At 55.6% G+C, this 19930-nt stretch carries 16 protein-coding genes; 12 read left to right on the forward strand and 4 right to left on the reverse strand.

Annotation, left to right across the window (positions count from 1 at the left end):
- Positions 1-29: 29 nt before the first annotated feature.
- The 5 genes from mltG (at position 30) to PEH01S_RS23040 (ending at position 7924) form a co-directional block, all read left to right on the forward strand.
- The gene (gene mltG / locus PEH01S_RS23020) at positions 30-1088 is read left to right on the forward strand and encodes an endolytic transglycosylase MltG (RefSeq protein WP_174807163.1); all 1059 of its coding nucleotides are present in this window, start codon (positions 30-32) and stop codon (positions 1086-1088) included.
- Between the two features lie 35 nt (positions 1089-1123).
- Entirely contained in the window at positions 1124-2065 is a 942-nt protein-coding gene (locus tag PEH01S_RS23025) for a peptidase U32 family protein (protein ID WP_127488267.1), read from the forward strand.
- Positions 2066-2098: 33 nt separating this feature from the next.
- Positions 2099-3388: a peptidase U32 family protein gene (locus PEH01S_RS23030; protein ID WP_127488269.1), complete on the forward strand. Its 1290-nt coding sequence runs from the start codon at positions 2099-2101 to the stop codon at positions 3386-3388.
- 417 nt (positions 3389-3805) lie between these two features.
- Positions 3806-5983, forward strand: coding sequence for a methyl-accepting chemotaxis protein (locus PEH01S_RS23035; RefSeq protein WP_025850266.1), 2178 nt, complete (start codon positions 3806-3808; stop codon positions 5981-5983).
- Between the two features lie 117 nt (positions 5984-6100).
- Positions 6101-7924 (forward strand): peptidoglycan D,D-transpeptidase FtsI family protein, encoded by a 1824-nt coding sequence (locus tag PEH01S_RS23040; protein ID WP_127488271.1) that lies wholly within the window; start codon positions 6101-6103, stop codon positions 7922-7924.
- An 80-nt stretch (positions 7925-8004) separates the two neighbouring features.
- On the opposite strand, the gene PEH01S_RS23045 is transcribed toward PEH01S_RS23040, so the two are convergent.
- Together PEH01S_RS23045 and PEH01S_RS23050 are read right to left on the reverse strand one after the other, a co-directional pair.
- Positions 8005-9282 carry an ATP-binding protein gene (locus PEH01S_RS23045; RefSeq protein ID WP_246063044.1) on the reverse strand — a complete coding sequence of 426 codons (1278 nt, stop codon included), beginning with the start codon at positions 9280-9282 and terminating at the stop codon, positions 8005-8007.
- A 138-nt stretch (positions 9283-9420) separates the two neighbouring features.
- A complete protein-coding gene (locus PEH01S_RS23050; RefSeq protein ID WP_127488273.1) occupies positions 9421-10494 on the reverse strand; it encodes a metallophosphoesterase family protein in 1074 nt (357 codons plus the stop codon).
- A 213-nt stretch (positions 10495-10707) separates the two neighbouring features.
- Here PEH01S_RS23050 and PEH01S_RS23055 point away from each other — a divergent pair, with 213 nt between their 5' ends.
- The 3 genes from PEH01S_RS23055 (at position 10708) to PEH01S_RS23065 (ending at position 14123) form a co-directional block, all read left to right on the forward strand.
- Positions 10708-12123 (forward strand): HEAT repeat domain-containing protein, encoded by a 1416-nt coding sequence (locus PEH01S_RS23055; RefSeq protein WP_127488275.1) that lies wholly within the window; start codon positions 10708-10710, stop codon positions 12121-12123.
- A gap of 238 nt (positions 12124-12361) precedes the next feature.
- A complete protein-coding gene (locus PEH01S_RS23060) occupies positions 12362-13591 on the forward strand; it encodes a DUF2157 domain-containing protein (protein ID WP_127488277.1) in 1230 nt (409 codons plus the stop codon).
- Positions 13584-14123 (forward strand): GDYXXLXY domain-containing protein, encoded by a 540-nt coding sequence (locus PEH01S_RS23065; RefSeq protein WP_025850260.1) that lies wholly within the window; start codon positions 13584-13586, stop codon positions 14121-14123. Before PEH01S_RS23060 ends, PEH01S_RS23065 begins: the two co-directional genes overlap by 8 nt.
- Positions 14124-14210: 87 nt before the next feature.
- On the opposite strand, the gene PEH01S_RS23070 is transcribed toward PEH01S_RS23065, so the two are convergent.
- On the reverse strand, positions 14211-15095 hold the full coding sequence (locus PEH01S_RS23070; RefSeq protein WP_036714247.1) for an RNA polymerase sigma-70 factor: 885 nt from the start codon (positions 15093-15095) through the stop codon (positions 14211-14213).
- Positions 15096-15357: 262 nt separating this feature from the next.
- On the opposite strand from PEH01S_RS23070, the gene PEH01S_RS23075 reads away from it, so the two are divergent.
- The gene (locus PEH01S_RS23075) at positions 15358-16230 is read left to right on the forward strand and encodes a lipoyl protein ligase domain-containing protein (protein WP_127488279.1); all 873 of its coding nucleotides are present in this window, start codon (positions 15358-15360) and stop codon (positions 16228-16230) included.
- Positions 16231-16245: 15 nt separating this feature from the next.
- Here PEH01S_RS23075 and PEH01S_RS23080 read toward each other — a convergent pair whose 3' ends face one another.
- Positions 16246-16974, reverse strand: a complete 729-nt coding sequence (locus PEH01S_RS23080) for an alpha/beta hydrolase (protein WP_025850257.1) — start codon at positions 16972-16974, stop codon at positions 16246-16248.
- A 216-nt stretch (positions 16975-17190) separates the two neighbouring features.
- Between PEH01S_RS23080 and pdhA the strand changes: the two genes are divergently transcribed.
- The 3 genes from pdhA to PEH01S_RS23095 form a co-directional block, all read left to right on the forward strand.
- Positions 17191-18261: a pyruvate dehydrogenase (acetyl-transferring) E1 component subunit alpha gene (gene pdhA / locus PEH01S_RS23085; protein ID WP_025850256.1), complete on the forward strand. Its 1071-nt coding sequence runs from the start codon at positions 17191-17193 to the stop codon at positions 18259-18261.
- 19 nt (positions 18262-18280) lie between these two features.
- A complete protein-coding gene (locus tag PEH01S_RS23090) occupies positions 18281-19261 on the forward strand; it encodes an alpha-ketoacid dehydrogenase subunit beta (RefSeq protein ID WP_025850255.1) in 981 nt (326 codons plus the stop codon).
- 34 nt (positions 19262-19295) lie between these two features.
- Positions 19296-19930, forward strand: a 635-nt coding sequence (locus tag PEH01S_RS23095) for a biotin/lipoyl-containing protein (RefSeq protein ID WP_174807164.1), incomplete at its 3' end; no start/stop codon positions are given.

Here is a 19930-nt window from a genome sequence, read left to right on the forward strand (position 1 = left end):
GTTTGCGGAGATGTAAAAGGAGCGGCGCCGTGAAACGGGTATGGATTTGGGGAACAATAGGAATGGTTGCAATGGTGGCCGGAGCCGGGACAGGGTTTGGTTGGTATGTGACCCGCTCGCTTCAGCCGATGCCGGCTTCGGAGACGGAGCAGCGCATTTCGCTGCCGCCGGGCACCGGAACGGGTCAGCTGGCTGCTGAATTGGAGAACAAGGGGATTATTCGCAGCGCCCGCGTTTTTACGTGGTACTTGAAATACAAGCAGGAAGGCGGCCGTTTCCAAGCGGGCGAGTACGCTATGACGCCCGGGCTGTCGCCGGACGAGATTATCGAACGTCTTAACCGCGGAGATACGGTTAAGGAAGCCGGCATCCGGCTGACGGTTCCTGAGGGCTTTACGGTGCGTCAGATCGCGGAAAAGCTGCAGCAGCAGGAAGGCGTTGACCTGTTGCAGTTCATGCACCTTGTCCAGAGCTACAAGGGTCCGGAAGGCTCCGCAGCGGCGCAAATTCCGGCCGACACGTCCTTGCGGTCCCGTCTCGAAGGCTATTTGTTTCCGGAAACGTATGAATGGAAAAAGGGTACGAGTCCGCAAGAGATGATCGAGACGATGACGGAGGAGCTGGACAAAAAGCTCGGGCAGCTGCCGCAGGATTGGAAGCAGACCTTGGCCCGGCGCGGCTTGACCGTGCATCAGATGCTGACGCTGGCCTCGCTCATCGAGCGCGAGGTAGTTGTTGAAGACGAGCGCGCACTCGTCAGCGGCGTGATTCATAACCGCTTAAAGCAGGGCATGCCGCTGCAAATCGATGCGACTGTGCAGTATTTGTTCGACAAACCGAAGGAACGGTTGTTCGAGAAGGATTTGCAGATTCAAAGTCCTTATAATACGTATTTGAATAAAGGACTGCCGCCCGGACCGATTGCAAGTCCGAGCCTCGCCTCGATCAAAGCGGCGATTTATCCGGCAGAGACCAAATATTTGTTTTATGTAACCAAGAAGGACGGAACCAAGGCCCATTTGTTTGCGGAAACGTTCGAGCAGCATAAGAAGAATATTGCGGAGAGCGCCAAAAGTGCCAAGCCGTAAAGCTTTACCATGTGAGGAGAAGGTGAGCAGGACAGATGAAAAAACCGGAACTGTTGATTTCGGCCGGATCGTCCGCAGAAGCGAAGCGGTATATCGAGGCAGGGGCGGACGCCGTCCTCGTAGGCGAGCACCGCTTCGGCCTGCGGCTGCCGGGGGAAATAACGGCAGATGAGCTGGCATCGCTCGCTTCGTGGGCGCATGAACACGGAGCCAAAGTGTACGCAGCCGTCAACAATATTATGGATAACGATTTGCTGCCCGAGCTGGAGAAGTATGTGGGCCGGCTGCAGCAATCGGGTGTCGACGGTATCGTCTTCGGCGATCCGGCCGTGCTGATGGCGGTTCGCAGCTCCGCGCCCGGCATGCGTTTGCATTGGAACGCGGAGATGACCTCCACCAACTATGCGACGGCTAAATATTGGGCAAGCAAAGGGGCGGCCCGCATGGTGCTGGCCCGCGAGCTGAACCTGGAAGAGACGCTGGAAATTGCGCGCCAGCTTGATGGCTCGATGGAAGTGGAAGTGCAGGTGCACGGCATCACGAATATTTATCATTCGAAGCGTAGCCTGCTGACCAACTATAAGGAGCATCAGGGGCGTCCCCAAGAGCTTGAAAAGCTGGAGCTGGATAAAGAGGAAGGCTTGTTCCTGATCGAGCAGGAGCGGCCGAACGAACGATATCCGATCTATGAGGATGCCAACGGCACTCATATTATGAGCTCGGATGACATCTGTATGCTGGACAGCCTGCATGAGCTAATGGAAGGCGGCATCGACAGCTTTAAGCTGGAGGCGCTGCTGAAATCGCCGGAGTATAATGAAGCGGTTGTTCGCGGTTACCGGCAAGCGATAGATGCGTATACGGCGAATCCGGACGGCTATGAGTTTCAAGAGGAGTGGCTGGAACCCATCCGCGCGCTGCAGGATGAACGGCGCGAGCTGACGTACGGATTCTTTTTCAAAGAGCAGGTTTATTAATACGATCCCAACAGATAAGCGAGGTGGAATATCATGACATTGTTGAAGCAAGAGCTGCTCGGCAAGCGAGTGCGGTTCGAGAAGCCTGAGCTGCTCGCGCCGGCAGGAAGCTTGGAAAAGCTGAAATTCGCCGTTCATTACGGGGCGGATGCGGTTTATATCGGCGGGCAGCAATACGGCTTGCGGTCGAACGCGGACAACTTCACCTTCGAGGAAATGCGGGAAGGGGTCGAGTTTGCGGAGAAATACGGCGCCAAAGTATTCGTCGCAACGAATATTTATGCCCACAATGAAGATTTGTCGGGCCTGGAGGATTATCTTCGGGGCATTCAGGATGCGGGTGTGCATGCCATCATCGTGGCGGACCCGATTATTATCGAGACGTGCAAGCGCGCGGCTCCGAAGCTGGAAATTCACCTGAGCACCCAACAGTCCACCATGAATCGGCAGGCCGTGCAGTTCTGGAAAGAAGAAGGCATTGACCGGGTCGTGCTTGCTCGCGAGGCAACCATGGAAGAAATCGTCGAGATCAAGACGCACGTCGATATGGAGATCGAAGTCTTCGTGCACGGGGCGATGTGCAGCTCCTATTCGGGACGGTGCGTCCTGTCGAATCATTTTACGGACCGCGACTCGAACCGCGGCGGCTGTTCGCAGTCCTGCCGCTGGAAATATGATTTGTTTGCTACCGAAGAAGAACTGAACGGACCGCAGATCGGGATCAAGGAAATTCCTCTGTTTCAATCGGGTGACAATCCGTTCTCGATGAGCTCGAAGGATCTGTGCATGATCGAGCATGTCCCCGAGCTGATTCGCGCCGGGGTCGACAGCTTTAAAATCGAAGGACGCATGAAGAGCGTTCACTATGTGGCCACGGTCGTCAATGCGTATCGTCAGGCGATCGATGCGTATTTTGCCGATCCGGAGCATTACGAGATGAAGCCGGAATGGCTGTACGAGATTCAGAAGGCCGCTAACCGTCCGCTCAATACCGGCTTTTTCTACGACCGTCCGGGGCATGAGGACCACATCTTCGAGCCCGAGGACAAGGCGGCTCCGTACGACTTTGTCGGCGTTGTGATGGAGTACGACGAAGCGACGCAGACCGCGCTCATTCAGCAGCGGAACCATTTTAAACCAGGGCAGGAAGTCGAGTTCTTCGGTCCGAAGGGCACCTTCTTCAAGCAATCGGTTGGCGAGCTGCACGATGAAGAGGGCAAATCGCTCGACGCTGCGCGGCATCCGCTGCAGCTCATCCGGATGAAGGTGGAGCAGCCGGTTCGTCCGTTTGATATGATGCGCAAAAAAATGAGAAATTCGTAAATTGCCGTGGCATAACCGCCGCTTGACGAGGCTCCGTCCCTTAGGGACGGGGCTTTTTTGCGTTTGCAGCATAATCCAAGGTCAGGACGATTGGGTATAAAAGCCGATTTATCCCGGTGTGAAAAGTCGTTCTAATGGCCCAAGAATGCGCCTTTGGTCATGCAGTCGCATTTTTTGTTAAAATATCTATAACATTTTACCTACTTGGTCCCGATATAGATAAAGATAATCTCTTTTTATAATTAAAAGTTTATATATTTCGTAAGACGATTATGAATTGAGGCGGTGGAACTAATATTTTTTCGATCGCAACCCGATGAACTAGAGGGAATTTGACATTTCATGTCGAATACCAAGATTAACCGGTTAAATGCTTGCATAATGACCAAACTAATACATATCTAGGTGGTGTTTCCTGTGAAGGATCAATGGTCTTCACTTAAAGCCAGCCTGCAAAAAGCCGGCAAATCGTTGAAAAATAGGCTCTCCAATTCGTCCGATCCGAATCATCCCCAAGCTTCGCGTGCTTCTAAAGTCTTGGATTCGGTGAAGGAAGTAGGTCTTATGAACTTGTTAAGATCAGTAGGGGGTAAGCTGTTCCTTATCTTTTTTATCAGCATCTTGTTTTTCGTGTTGACCGTAGGTCTGACTTCTTATAACATCTCCAAAGGAGTTATTCAGAGAAAGGTGGCCGATGCGTCGGAAGGCACCATTACGCAAGCCGGGCAGAAGCTCGATCTGCTCTATGCCACCTACGAAGACTTGTCGATGCAAATTTTGCTGGACGAAGATTTGAAAAAGCTGCTTTCGGATATGGAAAACGTGAACAAAAACAGCTACGATTTTCTCCAACTCCGGCAAAAGCTTGGCGACAAGCTGAACGTTTATTCCTACTCGAACAAAACGCTGAAATCGATTTATCTGTTCAAAGCGAGCGGGGAACCCGTGGCTTCGGCCGGCTCGGCAATGAATAAAGAAAGTCTGGCGCAGGAAGATTGGTTCAAAAAGATCGTCGAAGCCAACGGCAAAGCGACCTGGCTGGAATCCAGGGCGAAGGGCTACTCCGATTCGCTCGGCAACGCGGGTACAGCTTCGTTCGGCTTGGGCCGCGTGCTGAAGAATACGACGACCAATGCCGTACAGTCCGTGCTTCTGTTGGAAATCAATCTGGAGGCCGTTGGAAAAGAGCTCAGCCAAATCTCGATGGGCGAAGGCGGAAAAACGGTCATCGTCGCACCTGACATGAACTACATCTACAGCCATGACGTTGCGGAAATCGGCAAACCGAGCGATTTTGGGTTAACAAAGGAAGCCTTTGCCGAAGACAAAGGAAAGCTGCAGAACAGCCAACACGACATGCAGCTCGTTTATTTCAAATCAGCCAAAACGAATTGGCTCTTGGTCGGCGCGATGCCGGTGGCGGAGCTGGTGAAGGATGCGGGGGTCATCTTCGGGATGACTTGGCTGATGGCCTTTGTGGCGATGATTATCGCGGTTGTGATCGGATACTTCATCGTACGAATGATCGGACGTCCTGTCGTACAGCTCCGCAACTTGATGAAAGAAGGGGAGCAGGGCAATCTGAAGGTACGGATGACCGTCACGAGCCAGGACGAGATCGGGCAGCTCGGTCAAAGCTTCAACCAGATGATGGAGAAAATTACGACGCTGGTGCAGCAGACGAATCATTCCGCTCAAGAGGTGCTGCAAACGGCGGCGAGCTTATCGGACGCTTCGAAGAAAACGGCTACGTCGGCTAAAGAGATCGCCGTCGCTACCGAAGAAATCGCCAGCGGCGCATCCAGCTTGGCTGTAGAATCCGAGCGAGGCAACGAGCTGACGCACAATATCGGCATGCAGATGAAGAGCGTGGTCGACGCCAACATCGTCATGGGGTCCGCGGCTTCGGAGGTTCAAGCATCAAGTAAGCAAGGGATCGAGTATATGTCCGAGCTGATCGGCAAAACGAACGCAACGGAAGCGATGACCCGTTCGATGGTCGAGAAGGTTGATAACCTGAAGGAAAGCACCCGCTCCATCCGCAAAATTCTGGACGTGCTCAGCAACATGACGAAGCAAACGAACATTTTGTCGTTGAATGCTACGATTGAAGCGGCCCGGGCCGGTGCGGCGGGGAAAGGCTTCATGGTCGTTGCGGACGAGATCCGCAAGCTGGCCGATCAATCCAGACAATCGATCGCGATCGTCGGCCAAATTACCGAAACAATCCAGAAGGAAATTGACGAGACGGTTAACGTGCTTTCGCAGGCTTATCCAATTTTTCAGGAGCAGATCGAATCCGTGAAAGAAGCCGATTCGATCTTTAAGCAAGTCGATTCGCAGATGGGCGAATTCATTGAACGGTTGTCCGAAGTAACGGAGTCGATCAGCGAGCTTGAAGCGTCGCAGATGGTGCTCAGCGATGCGATGTCCAACGTCAGCGCCGTGGCCGAAGAATCGTCCGCGACATCGCAAGAGGTGGCATCCTTGAGCTCGGAGCAGATGAGTATCAGCTCCGGTCTCGTGAAGCTGTCCGACAGTCTCGAAGAGCTGTCGAATTCGTTGAAGGAACAGTTATCGAAATTCCAAGTGTAAGGCAAGTTTGCACGGCGTCTTCTCTCTCGGGGAAGGCGCTTTTTGCTTAGGTCGTTTGCAGTGGACGGTTCCTGACCATACTTGTATCATCATACAAGGTGCTGGCAGGTGCTCGGGATGGACAACGGATCAAAGCTGCAAAAGAACCGGATTTTTATCGTATTGCTGTTGGTTATCGGGGTATTGACCGCTTGGAATTTACGGTTGCTCTGGATTCAAGTGGCGGCCTCCCGAAGCTGGACGGAACGAAAGATCGACTTGGTGGAAAATTCGGTCATTCAGCGGGCTCAAGGTCTTGTGCTCGATAGCGGGCGGGGCGATTTTACGGACCGGAACGGCGTTCCTTTGACGGGAACTCCGCAGAAGGCGTTGATCGTTTTCCCGATTCATGAAGAAGAGGCGGCAGGGAACGATACCGCTAACGCGATGGACCGGGTGGCAAGCATCATAAACGTCCCGCTTTCCGCTTGGCAGTCCTTTGTCCGGCCGTTGAAAGGTCCGGCCATCTGGTCCGTGTCCGGACGCCCGGTCTCTTTGACGGACGCTCAGGCGGCCAAGATCGAGGCTTTAGGCTTGAAATCCGTTCGGGCGATGACCATCAAGCAGCGCTACGCCGAACGGCAGCCGGCAAGCCAAGTGCTCGGCTTTATCGGACAAAATCCCGAGCGGATTACACGGCAGTTCACCGACCAATTCCATAAAGGGGAGCTGCAGCTTACGAGCAGGATCGGCAATTCCGGGCTGGAAAAAACGTTTGAGCCTTGGCTGCAGGGCATCGGGCCGTCCTCCGTCTCGCTTTTTACCGACGGCTTGAAGCGTCCGCTGCCCGGACTCGATATGCGTCAACTCGCTCCGAGCAATCCTTACTATCCGCTTAAAGTCATCACGACACTTGACTCCGGGATCCAGCTGCAAATCGAACGGGCCCTGGAACGCTTGCACGTGACGGAAGGCGCCGTCGTCGTATTGGATATTCGGAATGGGGATACGATCGCGATGGCCAGCACGCCCGCGTTCCAGCCGGATCATGTCGACCCGGCTCAAGGAAACTGGAGCAACAAGGCATTAAAAGCGGTCGCCCCCGGATCGATTTTTAAAACCGTAACCGCCGCGGCTGCCTTGGAAGAGAAGGCGGTCAAAGCGCAGGAAACGTTCGATTGCGAAGGAACGCTTGGAAAATACGGCTTCACCTGCTGGAAGAAGGAAGGGCACGGTACGCTGACGTTGGAAGAAGGCTTCGCCCAATCGTGCAACATCGTGTTTGCGAAGGCGGCGCAGCGGCTTGGGGGTGACAAGCTGGAGGCTTACGCGCGCAGGCTCGGGCTGGAAATGCCGGTCGGCTGGAGCGGAGACGTGCTGCGCCGGAAGGGCTTTCGCCAATGGGATGCCGAGGAGCAGGGGCAAATCTACGCTGCCGCTTCGGACAAAACGGATGAAGGCGCGCTGGTGCAAACGGCCATCGGACAACGTGACGTGTTAATAACGCCGCTGCAAGCGGCTAATTTGATCGTAACGCTTTACAACCAAGGCAAGGTAGCATCGCCGCGAATCGTACAGGAAATCCGTTTTCAGAACGATCGGTTATATCAGTCGTTCCGGCCTCATGAGCTTGTGCACGCGGCTAAACCTATTAAGCCGGCGACGGCGAAGCGGCTGCTGGGCTGGATGACCGAAACGGTGGAGCGCGGCACCGGGAAGGCGCTGCGGTCGGCGAAATGGGGCTTGGCCGGAAAATCGGGGACGGCGCAAGTTAAGTTAACAAACGGACAGCCCGGCGAAAATCATTGGTTTATCGGCTACGGTCCCACGGAACAGCCTCGCTATGCCGCTGCGGTGCTCGTACAGAACGTCCCGGAAGGGAGCAGCCATAAGGCTATCCCGCTATTTAAGGAAGTGATGGATATTTTGGCTGACAGCTCTAAGAAGAAAAGTCGGTCATGAAATGACGGGTGACGAGGGTATTGAGGGAGGCTGCGTTTCGCGAGATGAACCGTGAAGACTCAGCCTTTTTCGATGAGGGGTTAGTGATAGGTAGAGGAGTGCAGGGATGGAATTAAAATGGAAAAGCAGGTGCCTTTGCCCACTTCGCTCGTCACGTCAATCCGGCCGTGAATATGTTGAATGGCCCGATAGGTGACCATCATGCCAAGGCCGGTCCCTTTGCCGCGGGTCGTATAGAACGGCGTGCCGAGCCGCCCGACTTCATCCTGCGTCATGCCGATCCCTTGGTCGATGATGTCGATGCACACCGTTTGATTTTGCAAAACGCCGACGATCTGCAGCTTTCCTCCGCCGGGCATCGCTTCAATGCCGTTTTTGCATAGGTGCATGATGCATTGCGCGAACTTATCCGGATTGGCGCTGATCATCAGCTTGTCCTGCAGGTGCGTTTCTATCTTTACGCCCCGAAGGTCGGCATATGACTGCAGCGTTTGGACCGTCTGTAAAATAAGCGGCTTGGCGTCCAGCAGCTCGATCTCTTCCAGCTGGGGCTTGGCGAAGGATAAGTAATCGTTGATGATCGCCTGCGCTTTATCGACTTCTTCCAAGACCATCTGGCTGTAAATTTGCCTTTTATCTTCCGCCAGGTCGGTTTGACGCATCATTTGCACGAACCCGCGGGCAACCGTCATCGGATTGCGGATTTCGTGGGCGAAGGAGGCGGCCAGCTCGCTGAGCATATTCATTTTATCGTTATGCTGCAGCTGCTTGCGCAATTCGATATTTCGCTTGATCTGCCTGATGATATAGACGACAAGTCCGGCGGTAAACGATTGGATAAGGCTGAACAAGGCGAAAAACAGGAAGAAGTAGCCGGTAACCGGGATATGCTCCAGCCACAGTGAGTACAAGGCGACAAATGCCGTAATCAATGACAAAGCGAATCCGATTCCGGCCGCGGTCGCGGTATGGAGCAGCCGGGCCGCCTCGACGATCCGGCGTTTGCAGTACCACAACAGAATGAGATTGAAGCCGAGGGAAATCGGCAGCGTATAAATGCCGTACCGTTCCGACTTCCAATGATAGGCCATAATTATGGCGGCTGCGCCGAGAGCCGGTAACGGGCCGGCATAAAAAAAGCATAAGGCGAGCGGAATCAAGCGGAAATCGAACAAATATCCGGGGGAGAGCTCGAACGGATGCATCATGCTGACCAAAGAGGCGACCGTGCAGAGGACGGTAACGATGATCTGGTTCGTACGCACGTTCACATGCTGCAGTCGGTCAATCCAAAACAGATGATACAGCATGACCGGCGTGATCACGATAAGCATGTTTAACAGCAATTGGTGGAGCAAGTTCAATGTCATCACCTTTTGGCAGCGTGTTTTGAGAAGCCTCTCCGGCCCTGAGTCAAGTGATTGCTTACTGCGGATTGCGTCGATCGCTCGGAAGACAGACGTTCTTCATAAGGAATGATGCTGCAAATCGTCCGTTTAGGCGTTGGCTGGAGCTGCGCCTTTCAGCGGCACCGTCCAGACGGCAGAGTCGATCCACGAACGATCGGAGAATTCCCGTCCTTTGACCACAACTTTGTCACGGTAAACCTGCACATACATGCCTTGCGACGGCGCTTTGGCTTTCCCGTCGGCTTTCGGGCGCGTTTTGCCAACCGAGGCGTTGTTGAACCAATGGAACGTGTTCTGCCGGTTATAATGATCCTCGCCTTCGAAATTGCGGTGAGAATGCCCGGACAGCACGAACACGTTGCGGTACGGCTCAAGAATGGCGCGGAACCGCTTGGCGCGTATCAAGCGGTGCGAGCCGCCGTCCGTGCCGGGTTCGGGCAAAGGCTGGTGAATGAAGACGAAAGCCGGACGTCCGTCTTTGTGGACTTTCATCGTCTCCTCAAGCCAAGCGAGCTGTTCGTCGGAATACCAGGCGCCTTCGCCGACCTCCGGCTTTTCCTGCACGTAGACTTCCTGCGACAGCAAAATCAAATGAACGCCGTTGACCCACACGTCGAAATAAGGTTTCTCGTAGCCGAAAAACTTCAGGAACCGCTCTCTGGACATGGCATCGGTTTTGCCGTTCGGCATCGTTTCCGTGGAAAAGGCGCCGGCGGACGTCAGCCAAATATCGTAATAATCGTGATTCCCCATATTGGCGTAAACCGGAGGGAGCTTGTAAGCGTCCATGACCGCTTTCAGCCGCTTGTATTCGATCGATCGGCCGAAATCGGTCAGATCGCCGCCGAGCACGATCGCATCCACATCGGATTCGAACGAGCTGACGTCTTTCAGCGCCATATGCAGCTTTTTTTCCATCGTATCGTCGGCTACCGAGATATGCAAATCGCTGAGCAGGAAAAAAGAAAGCAGCAGCGCAGGGTCTGCGGCTTGGCCGCTCGTCTTGTCTTTCGGTTGTGCACTCTCGGCGGCGTTGGCCGTAGGCAAGGTTGCCGCTGTGGGCATCTCTTTTTCCAGCATGCGGGAAGCGGCGTATCCGCCCCCGGATAGGACGGCAAGGAAAGCGAGCATGCGTTTGACAAATTGTCGTCTGGACATCATATGGGACATTTCCCTCCGGTGTGTGGTCAAAATAGCTATTCTACCATTATATCGGACCCTTTGTAAAAATAAAATATGCGTAAGGAATGGAATTAGCGTCGGAAAAATCCTTATTTTTGTGCAAATCCGGATTATCTTCCTGCATGTGCGCGGCCCGGCTTCTTTTTTATAATGAGGGCATCGACATACTTCATTTCCTGGGAGGGAAAAGGAATGGACCGTCCAACCCATGTTTTGTTGACCGATGAGCAGATGAGAACGTTTATAACCGAAGGCTTTCTCATCTTGCAAACGGATTTCCCCGAATCGTTTCATCTTGCACTGACGGATCAATTGAATCATGTGTACGAGCATGAAGGGAATCCGGGGAACAATCTGCTGCCGCGCATTCGCGAATTGCAGAAAGTATTCGATCACCCGGTCGTTACAGGAGCGCTGACCAGCGTGCTCGGGCCGAATTATATGCTGCACGCGCACCGTCACGGACATTATAACGCTTCTCCCGTGGCCGGCGGCTGGCATAAAGACAGCTATTGGGGCTACAAAAGAATGCGCAATCATCATCCGTGGTGGGCGATGATCATGTATTTTCCGCAAGACACGCCCGTGGAGCTCGGACCGACAGGCATCATGCCCGGCACGCAAAATTATGAGAGCCGGATCTTCGAAGCGGACAATCCGGAAGGCGAGGCGGTAGCGAGCGGAAAAGCGGGTACTTTTGCGCTGATCCATTATGACATCTGGCACCGGTCCACTCCGAATCTTCTCGGACGGCGCAGATATATGCTCAAGTTCGAGTTCATGCGGACGGAAGCGCCGCATGCGCCGAGCTGGCATTGCCGGGAAGCCGAATGGAAACGCCCGGCCTCGTTCAGTACGCCGATGGTGGAGCATGAAGCGATGTGGGAAGAAACGTGGAATTGGTTATCCGGCCGGCTGGGGAGCTTGGCGCGCACTCTCGCTTCGGGAGGAGTGGAAGCGGTTCACGCGACGGCGGCAAAGCTGGAAGATCCGTACGAGCCAAATGCTTTGAACGCCGCATACGAACTCGCAGGCATGGGTCCCGAAGGGGTGGAGGCCTTGATGCGCGGTCTGCTTCACGATCATGTGAAGGTTTCCCGCACGGCGGCTTACGGCTTGGCGGTTGCCGGGGCCGAAGCGGTTGCGCCGCTCGAACGGGCGCTTGGCAGCGGGCGGGACGAAACGGTCGTCCATGCGGCCTTTGCGCTCGGCGAATTGAGGCACCTGGCGGCGCAAGCCGTACCGTCGCTGATCAAGCTTCTCGATCATCCGTCCGAACCGGTCCGGCAGACGGTCACCGAGACGCTCGCGATGATCGGCGCGCCCGCGGATCAGATTGTCTCCGCCTTGATCCGCTGTCTTCAGGATGAAGACGTTCAGGTCCGCTTCATGGCCGGCTTGGCATTGGCCCGCGTCGGGGCGGCCGGGGAGGCTGCGGTACCGCAGCTTGCGCAGGCGCTGGATGACGACAACCGTTACGTTCGGGCGCATGCCGCCGAAGCGCTGCATTACATCGGCACCGACCCGGCAAAGGACGCGCTGATCCGGTTCCTGCTCAACTCCCGCTGGTGTCCGACAACAACGCCGCAGAGCACTTTTTATCCTTAATCTTTACTTTGAATCGACCTCGTCCTGCCTAAGCGGGATGGGGTTTTTTCTGGTTTATTGACCGGATGGGACGGGTAAAGAAGGATGCGACCCGAATTGAATGATGTGCTTGTTTTTTTGGTGGGGAACGAATGTTCGGAGTACTAGCGGAAGTTAGTACTTCTTTTTCCTTCCGGACGGGATATACTTGAGGTATCAACACTCGCATAAGATTTTAAGCAAAAAGGGGTGCATTCCTATGAGCCGAAAATGGTTGGAGAAAGAAACCCCGATTTGGGTGGAGCGGGGCATCGTAACCCGCGAGCAGGCCGATCAGCTTCTAAGCATGTACGAATCGAAAAATCATGCCGTCGGCCTGCTGCCGATCCTCGGAAGCATTTTGGTCGGACTGGGCATTCTCAGTTTTATAGCCGCCAACTGGCAGGATATTCCGCAGCTTGTCCGCCTTGCCATGATCGTGGTGCTGATGGCCGGCTTTTACGCCGGAGGCGAGCTGGCGCTGCGGCGCGGCCACGATAAACTGGGCATCGCGCTTGTCAGCCTCGGGGTCGTCAGCTTCGGAGGAGGCATCGTGCTGATCGGCCAAATGTTTCACTTGGTCGCTTACAACGCGGGAACGTTTATTTTGTGGGCAAGCGCGGGAATGGCCGCGACCTTTATATACCGTAGCCGCTACTTGTATTTGTTAAGTCTGCTTCTCTTTGATATTGCCCAATGGTACAGCGTAACAGAGTTTGATTCCTTCAGCTATACCGCGTTCGCGCTTCTGGCTGCCGGTCTCGGGTTTTACGGCTGGAAATGGCGTCATCCGCTGCTGATCTGGTGCTTCAGCTTCAGCGTAACGGTGCAGGCGCTCATGTGGGCGGTCGCCTCGGACGTGCCGTTCCTCTGGATGTTTATTCCGGCCATGGCGCTTTACGTCCTCGGCGATTGGGTGAAGGACGAACGCCATGGAGGCTATGCGCTGCAGACGGCTCCGCTGGCCGCAGCATTTATTTTTGCGATCGCCATGGTGATGATCGGACATGAACGAGGAACCGTCGACGACGGCTGGCTGCTTCCCCAACCGCTCTATTACTTTGGGGCGCTCCTCCTTCTCTTTGCTGTCTCGCTGGCCGGCAAGCTGCGGAACGGCCGGGCGTCCAGCGCATTCGAATGGATTTTGCTCGCTCCGTTCGTTTACTTGCCTTCCGGCGTCGACGTCCTCTACCTGCTCGCGCTGTTTTTCTTCTCGCTGTACGTGCTGTGGCGCGGCTATGCCGAGGAGTGGAGGTTCAAGATCAACTTCGGAACGGTTCTGTTCATCTGCAGCACGATGGTGGCTTACGGCAAGCTGACCTGGGATTTTATGGACAAATCGCTGTTTTTCATTCTCGGAGGCTGTATCCTGATCGGCTTGAGCTGGTTTCTGAACCGGCGGAAGAAACGGTTTTTCGACGATACGAAGGAGGGGAACAGACATGTCTGACAAAGCGGTAGCCGGCGGCAGCCGGCGTGCTCTGCTAACGACCGCCATCGTCCTGCTGCAGACGCTTGTGCTGAGCGGAATCGCCATTTCCTTCTATGCGATTGGCTGGTTCGGAAAAGACATCCGCGTCCGAACGGTGCCGGTGGACCCGCGCGATTTGCTGTACGGCGATTACGTGACCCTCGGTTATGAGATCAGCCGTCTCAACCCGTCGCTGTGGAAAGACACGGCACGGAAGCCGGAGCGAGGCCAACCGGTCTACGTGGTTCTGACGACGGGAACGGACGGCATCGCCCAGCCGGTGGCTGCCTATGGCTCAAAACCCGCGCCGCAGGAAGGCGAAGTCGTGCTGAAGGGGCGGATCGACTATAGTTGGAGCGAAGAGGTTTTCGTTAAATACGGATTCGAAAAATATTACGTGCCCGAGGGGACCGGCAAATCGCTTGAGGATAAGGCCAGCCGGTTGATCGTGCACATGAAGGTTGCGCCATGGGGCCAAGCGAAAATCGAAGGGCTTGAAGAACGGTCGTAGCGCCGCTGCCTAAGATATGAAGAAACTCGGCTTCCCGCAGTCAAGGGGAAACCGAGTTTTTTTGTCTTTTGCAGCTGGGGCAGCAGTTTAAAGCTCCGGGGGTTCCGGCAGATAACTCAGCTTATCCGGATTGTTTACGAAATACATCGCCCGGATGCGCGTGCCTTCGAATTCGAACAATAAAGCGATACGGGAGCGGGAACCGTCAACCAGCAGTCCGGCTCCGCCGTTGAACGAGACGGGGACGCTTCGCGTCAGGACGGTGCCTTTGGACGCTATGCCGACCAGGAAGGCGGCGATCCGGTCGGCGCCGAGAATGGGCCGCAGCGCCGCGCGCACCTTGCCTCCGCCGTCGGAGTGCAGGACGGCATCCTCCGTCAGCAGGTGGATGAACTGAAGCACGTCTCCCGTGCTGACCGCGCGCAAAAAGCTGCGGACGAGGGATTGCGATTCCGGCAGGCTCGGCTGGGGGGGAAGTGCCTCCGCCACGTTCAATTTTTGCTTCAGACGGCTGTACGTTTTGCGGCAGGCGGCTTCGCTTTTGTCCAGCATGTCTGCGATTTCTTTATAGTCGTAATCGAACGCTTCGCGCAGAACGAAAATCGCCCGTTCGACCGGGTTCAACTGCTCCAGCAGCAGCAGAAAGGCAAACGAAATATCGTCGTTCCTCGTCGCCTGCTGCAGCGGGTCTTCTTTGTCCGGGGTTTGCAACGGCTCGGGAAGCCATTGCCCGACATACACTTCCCTGCGGGCGCGGGCCGATTTGAGCTGATCGATACAGCGGCGGGTAACGGATTTGCACAAATACGCCTTCGCGTTCTGAATCGTGCCTGGGTCTGTCCGCGATACAGCCAGAAACAGATCATGAATGATATCCTCCGCTTCGGATACCGACCCCAGCATCCGGTAGGCGATCGAAAACAACAGAGGTTTATATTCGGTATACCAGTCTTCCAGCGGAAGCTGCGTCATTGGCGGATTCTCCTTTGCGGTAAAAATGGAACTTGCCCGGCTTCGGCCCGGTTCGCTCATAAGTAAATAAGACGAAGCGGCGGGCACGTTTGTGACAGTCCTTTCCATTGTAGCACGGATCGCTTTCAGCCAGCTTAGAAATCCGGGCCCGGCTCAAGCGCATTGAAGCCGGATACTTGCAACGGCCGTCGGACCCTTTTAGAATGAGGGTAGTTTAGACGAGCCCGCGAAGCGGAATCAGGAAAGGAGCGGGTTAGCCGCTATGGACAAGCAAGAGATGACGCAGCCGCAGAAAAACGGGCTTTCCGATCTGCTGCTGCTGGATCGTTCGCATGAGTTCACGGAGCAGGACGTGCTGTATCCGTTCGCGTTGGAGGAGCTGCTGTGCAAGCATGTGGGCGAAGGCGGAGCGCCGCTGTGCCATCTGTGGCGTCACCCGCGCGCGTTCGTCATGGGGCTGCGCGACAGCCGGCTGCCCGGCGCGGCGGAAGCGGCCCGGTATCTGGAGGCGCAGGGCTACAATGTCGCGGTCCGCAATTCGGGCGGCGCGGCGGTGCCGCTTGATCTGGGCGTCGTTAACGTGTCGCTGATCTGGCCGAAGCGCCGGGCCGGGGAAATCGACTTCCGCGACGACTTCGAACGAATGTTCGAGCTGATCCGGCTGGCGCTTCAAGCGACCGGATGCGAAGTGCGCAAAGGGGAGATTGAGGGGGCTTACTGTCCCGGAGATTACGATCTGAGCATCGCCGGCCGCAAGTTTTGCGGCATCGCCCAGCGGCGGCAGGCCCATGCGTACGTCGTGCAGGCGTTCGTTATTGCCGGAGGGACCGGGGCGGAGAAGGCGCGGCAAGCGCGCGAGTTTTACGAGCGGGCTTCCGCCGGCGCGGAGAACATCGATTATCCGCGGGTGACGGTCGACAGCATGGCCAGCTTGGAGGAGCTGACGGATCTGGGCGGCGGCGCGGCGCTCAAGTTCATCGAGGCGGTGAAGCGGGTCGTGCGCGAGCGGCAAACCCCCGAAGGGCTGAAACGGGCGACAGCGGGATTATGGATCCCGCAAGCGTCTCAAGTGCGGGAAATGGCGTCCCTGCTCCGCGAGCGTTACGGCATTCGGGGGAAGGAATCGCACGAATAAAGCCTTGTAACGAATTCAGGTCAAAAATCGCTTCAGCATGCCCGGCAGCTCGTTTTGCCAGAAGCCCCAAATGTGTTTTCCCGGCTTTTCTTCATAATGCAGCGAACAGCTTCTCGTGACGAGGAGCTGTTTTGTTTTGCGGTTCGCCTCCACGAAATCGAATGTTCCGCGCTCCGTCGTCACTTCCGTTTCGTCGAGTCCGATGACCATGGACAGCTTCAGCCACGACAAGTCGTCCTCGGCTTCGATCCGCTCTTGCGTTGAATGTAAAAATGCGCCGGACAAGGATATAACTTGGCAAAAAAGGCTACGATAATCTAAGGCAAGATGCAGGGAAACGGTGCCGCCGAGCGAATCGCCGGCCAAGATCCGCTCGTTCAAATCGGCGCGGACCGGGTAATGATCTTGTATAAACGGGATCAGCTCTTCGGCAAAAAATGCGCAGTAGGCGGCGAAGCGCTCTCCCTCGGGCGCGTACTCGGAAGTGCGGACCGTTTTGTCCACATCCACGCCGACGATGATGGCGGGCTCCACATTGTCATCGAATATAAGCCGGTTCATCGTTGTGGCAATGCGGCCGAAATTGAAAAAATCTTCGCCGTCCTGGCAATAGATAACAGGATACGACAACAGTTCGTTGTAGCCAGGCGGAAGGTAAACGCGCAGCGGTCTTTCCTGCCCGAGAGCGCGGGAAGCTACGGTTTCTTTTACAATAGTGCGCTTGTAGTATAAGCTGTCGTCCATGTGACAAACCTCACAGTGTATTATAATAGTTTTATGGATTTTATTAATCTGTATTATTATTTTTTATGAACTGTTATATACGCCTGATCGAAAAGAAATCATATTTTACAAGTATGTTCTTGTGCTATTCACTAAAACAGGTTTATAATAATACTATAACAGAAACACCCCAATTTCGACATCCCTTCAAAATCTATCGCTGAGGTGAATATGGAAATGAGCAAGCCTTATGTTGTGGGCGTACAGGAAGTGCAGCCGTTGTCCGTTCTGGGCACCGACGGTACCGTAACGAATCCCGAAGCTATGCCGAATCTGACGGATGACCAATTGAAAGAATTAATGCGCCGCATGGTGTTCACGCGTACGTGGGACCAGCGCGCTGTCAATTTAACGCGTCAAGGACGCCTCGGATTTTATGCGCCGGTTTCCGGCCAGGAAGCGACGATGGTCGGCAGCGAATTCGCGCTGAACAAAGACGATTTTATCTGCCCGGGCTACCGCGACATGCCGCAAATCGTATGGCACGGCCTGCCGATGTACCAAGCGTTCCTTTATTCGCGCGGGCATCAGCACGGCGGACAAATTCCGCAAGACGTGCACGTGCTCATGCCGCAAATCATCATCGGCGCGCAATATTTGCATGCGATGGGCGTGGCAATGGCGTTCAAGCAGCGCGGGGAGAAACGCGTTTCCATCACCTACACCGGGGACGGAGGTTCCTCTGAGGGCGATTTCTACGAAGCATTGAACTTCGCGGGGGCGTTCAAGCTGCCGGCGATTTTCATGGTGCAAAATAACGGCTACGCCATTACGACGCCGTTCTCCAAGCAGACGGCTGCGCTTTCCGTAGCGCACAAAGCGGTAGCTGCCGGTATCGAAGGCGTACAAGTCGACGGGATGGACGTGCTCGCGGTAGTCAAAGCCGTTCAAGACGCAGCGGAGCGCGGACGCAAGGGCGAAGGCGCAACGCTGATCGAGGCGGTTACTTACCGGTTCCTGCCGCACTCCATGTCCGGGGACGACCCGTCCAAATACCGCACGAAAGAAGAAACGGCTGAATGGGAGCTCAAGGATCCGCTGAACCGCTTCCGCGCGTACCTCGTTTCCAAGGGCCTGTGGTCCGAAGAGGAAGAAGCCAAAGTCGTCGAGGAGGCGAAAAACACCGTCGCCGAGCAGATCAAGAAGGCCGAAGAAACGGAAAAAATGACGGTGCCGGGCTTGATCGACAGCATGTTCGAAACGACGCCGCAGCATTTGGAAGAGCAAAAAGCGGATTACTTAGCGTAAAGGGGAGGAACTTTCAGCCATGGCTCAAATGACAATGATTCAAGCGATCAAGGACGCGATGCGAGTCGAGCTCCAGCGCGATCCGAACGTGGTCATATTCGGGGAAGACGTAGGTAAGGTCGGCGGCGTATTCCGCGCAACGGAAGGCCTGCAGGCCGAATTCGGGGAAAACCGCGTATTCGATACGCCGCTTGCGGAATCCGCAATTGGCGGGATGGCGGTCGGGATGGCCATTCAAGGCTTCCGTCCGATCATGGAAATCCAGTTTGTCGGCTTTATTTTCGAAGCGTTCGACCAAATCGCCGTTCAGGCGGCGCGCATGCGTTACCGTTCCGGCGGCCGTTACAACGCGCCGATTACGATCCGTACGCCTTTCGGCGGCGGCGTCAAAGCGGCCGAGCTGCACACCGACCCGCTGGAAGGGCTGATGGTACAGACGCCAGGTATTAAAGTCGTCGTGCCGTCCAACCCGTACGATGCGAAAGGGCTGCTCATTTCGGCGATTCGCGACAACGATCCCGTGTTCTTCATGGAGCATCTGAACTTGTACCGCTCGTTCCGCGCGGAAGTGCCGGAAGGCGAATATACGGTACCGATCGGCAAGGCGAACGTCGTTCGCGAAGGCTCGGACGTTACGATCATTACTTATGGCGCGATGGTGCATACTTCGCTCAAAGCGGCCGAGGAGATCGAAAAAACGCGCGGCGCGAAAGTCGAAGTCATCGACCTGCGCACGCTGATGCCGCTGGACATTGACACGATCGTCGAGTCGATCAAGAAAACGAACCGTGCGATCGTCGTGCAGGAAGCGCAAAAAACCGCGGGTATCGCCGCGGAAGTGATCGCGCAAATCAACGAGAAGGCGATTCTGCATCTCGAAGCGCCGGTGCTGCGCGTAGCTCCTCCGGATACGGTTTATCCTTTTGCGCAAGTCGAGGATCAATGGCTTCCGAATCCGGCCCGTATCGTCAAAGGCCTGAATCAAGTATTGGATTTCTAATATTTTACTAAGACGCAAGGACGGTGAGCGACCGATGGCAAACTTTGAATACCGCTTTCCCGAGCTGGGCGAGGGCATCCACGAAGGCGAGATCGTGAAATGGCACGTAAAACCCGGCGATACGGTAAATGACGAAACGATCCTGATGGACGTTCAAAACGATAAATCGACGGTGGAAGTACCTTCTCCGGTAGAAGGGAAAATCATCGAGCTCAAAGTCTCCGAAGGTACGGTATGTACGGTCGGCGACGTGATCGCCGTCATCGAAGTGACCGGCGAGGTGCCGCAGCAGGCCCATGGCCACGGCGAAGCGCCGAGCGCTGCGCAAGCGGCGACTCCGGCGGCAGCGCAAGCGGAAGCTTCGGCTGCGCAGGGCGGCGCAGAAGCCGAGTGCGCGGTTGGCGGCGCCGTAGCGGCGAACGTGAACGCCGCGAAGCTGGATACGCCGATGGCGGGCGGAGCCCAAGCGGCAGGCAGCGCGCGCGAAGTGCTCGCGACGCCAAGCGTGCGCAAGCTGGCGCGCGAGAAGGGCGTTAACCTCGCGGAGGTTCCCGCGACAGGCAAGAACGGACGCGTGACGCGCGAGGACGTGCTCGGCTTCGTTTCCGGCGGCGGCGCGCCGAAAGCGGCTGAAGCGCCGGCGGCAGCGGCTCCGGCGGCAAGCGCGGC

This window comes from Paenibacillus ehimensis NBRC 15659 (assembly GCF_004000785.1).
Taxonomy (GTDB): Bacteria; Bacillota; Bacilli; order Paenibacillales; family NBRC-103111; genus Paenibacillus_G; species Paenibacillus_G ehimensis.

Bases quoted from the DNA above. Each gene is read 5' to 3' on its own strand.
- pdhA (WP_025850256.1), top strand. From the start codon at position 17,191: ATGAGCAAGCCTTATGTTGTGGGCGTACAGGAAGTGCAGCCGTTGTCC.
- PEH01S_RS23050 (WP_127488273.1), bottom strand. From the start codon at position 10,494: ATGATGTCCAGACGACAATTTGTCAAACGCATGCTCGCTTTCCTTGCC.
- PEH01S_RS23090 (WP_025850255.1), top strand. From the start codon at position 18,281: ATGGCTCAAATGACAATGATTCAAGCGATCAAGGACGCGATGCGAGTC.
- PEH01S_RS23060 (WP_127488277.1), top strand. From the start codon at position 12,362: ATGAGCCGAAAATGGTTGGAGAAAGAAACCCCGATTTGGGTGGAGCGG.
- PEH01S_RS23080 (WP_025850257.1), bottom strand. From the start codon at position 16,974: ATGGACGACAGCTTATACTACAAGCGCACTATTGTAAAAGAAACCGTA.
- PEH01S_RS23055 (WP_127488275.1), top strand. From the start codon at position 10,708: ATGGACCGTCCAACCCATGTTTTGTTGACCGATGAGCAGATGAGAACG.
- PEH01S_RS23040 (WP_127488271.1), top strand. From the start codon at position 6,101: ATGGACAACGGATCAAAGCTGCAAAAGAACCGGATTTTTATCGTATTG.
- PEH01S_RS23065 (WP_025850260.1), top strand. From the start codon at position 13,584: ATGTCTGACAAAGCGGTAGCCGGCGGCAGCCGGCGTGCTCTGCTAACG.
- PEH01S_RS23030 (WP_127488269.1), top strand. From the start codon at position 2,099: ATGACATTGTTGAAGCAAGAGCTGCTCGGCAAGCGAGTGCGGTTCGAG.
- PEH01S_RS23070 (WP_036714247.1), bottom strand. From the start codon at position 15,095: ATGACGCAGCTTCCGCTGGAAGACTGGTATACCGAATATAAACCTCTG.
- PEH01S_RS23025 (WP_127488267.1), top strand. From the start codon at position 1,124: ATGAAAAAACCGGAACTGTTGATTTCGGCCGGATCGTCCGCAGAAGCG.
- PEH01S_RS23075 (WP_127488279.1), top strand. From the start codon at position 15,358: ATGGACAAGCAAGAGATGACGCAGCCGCAGAAAAACGGGCTTTCCGAT.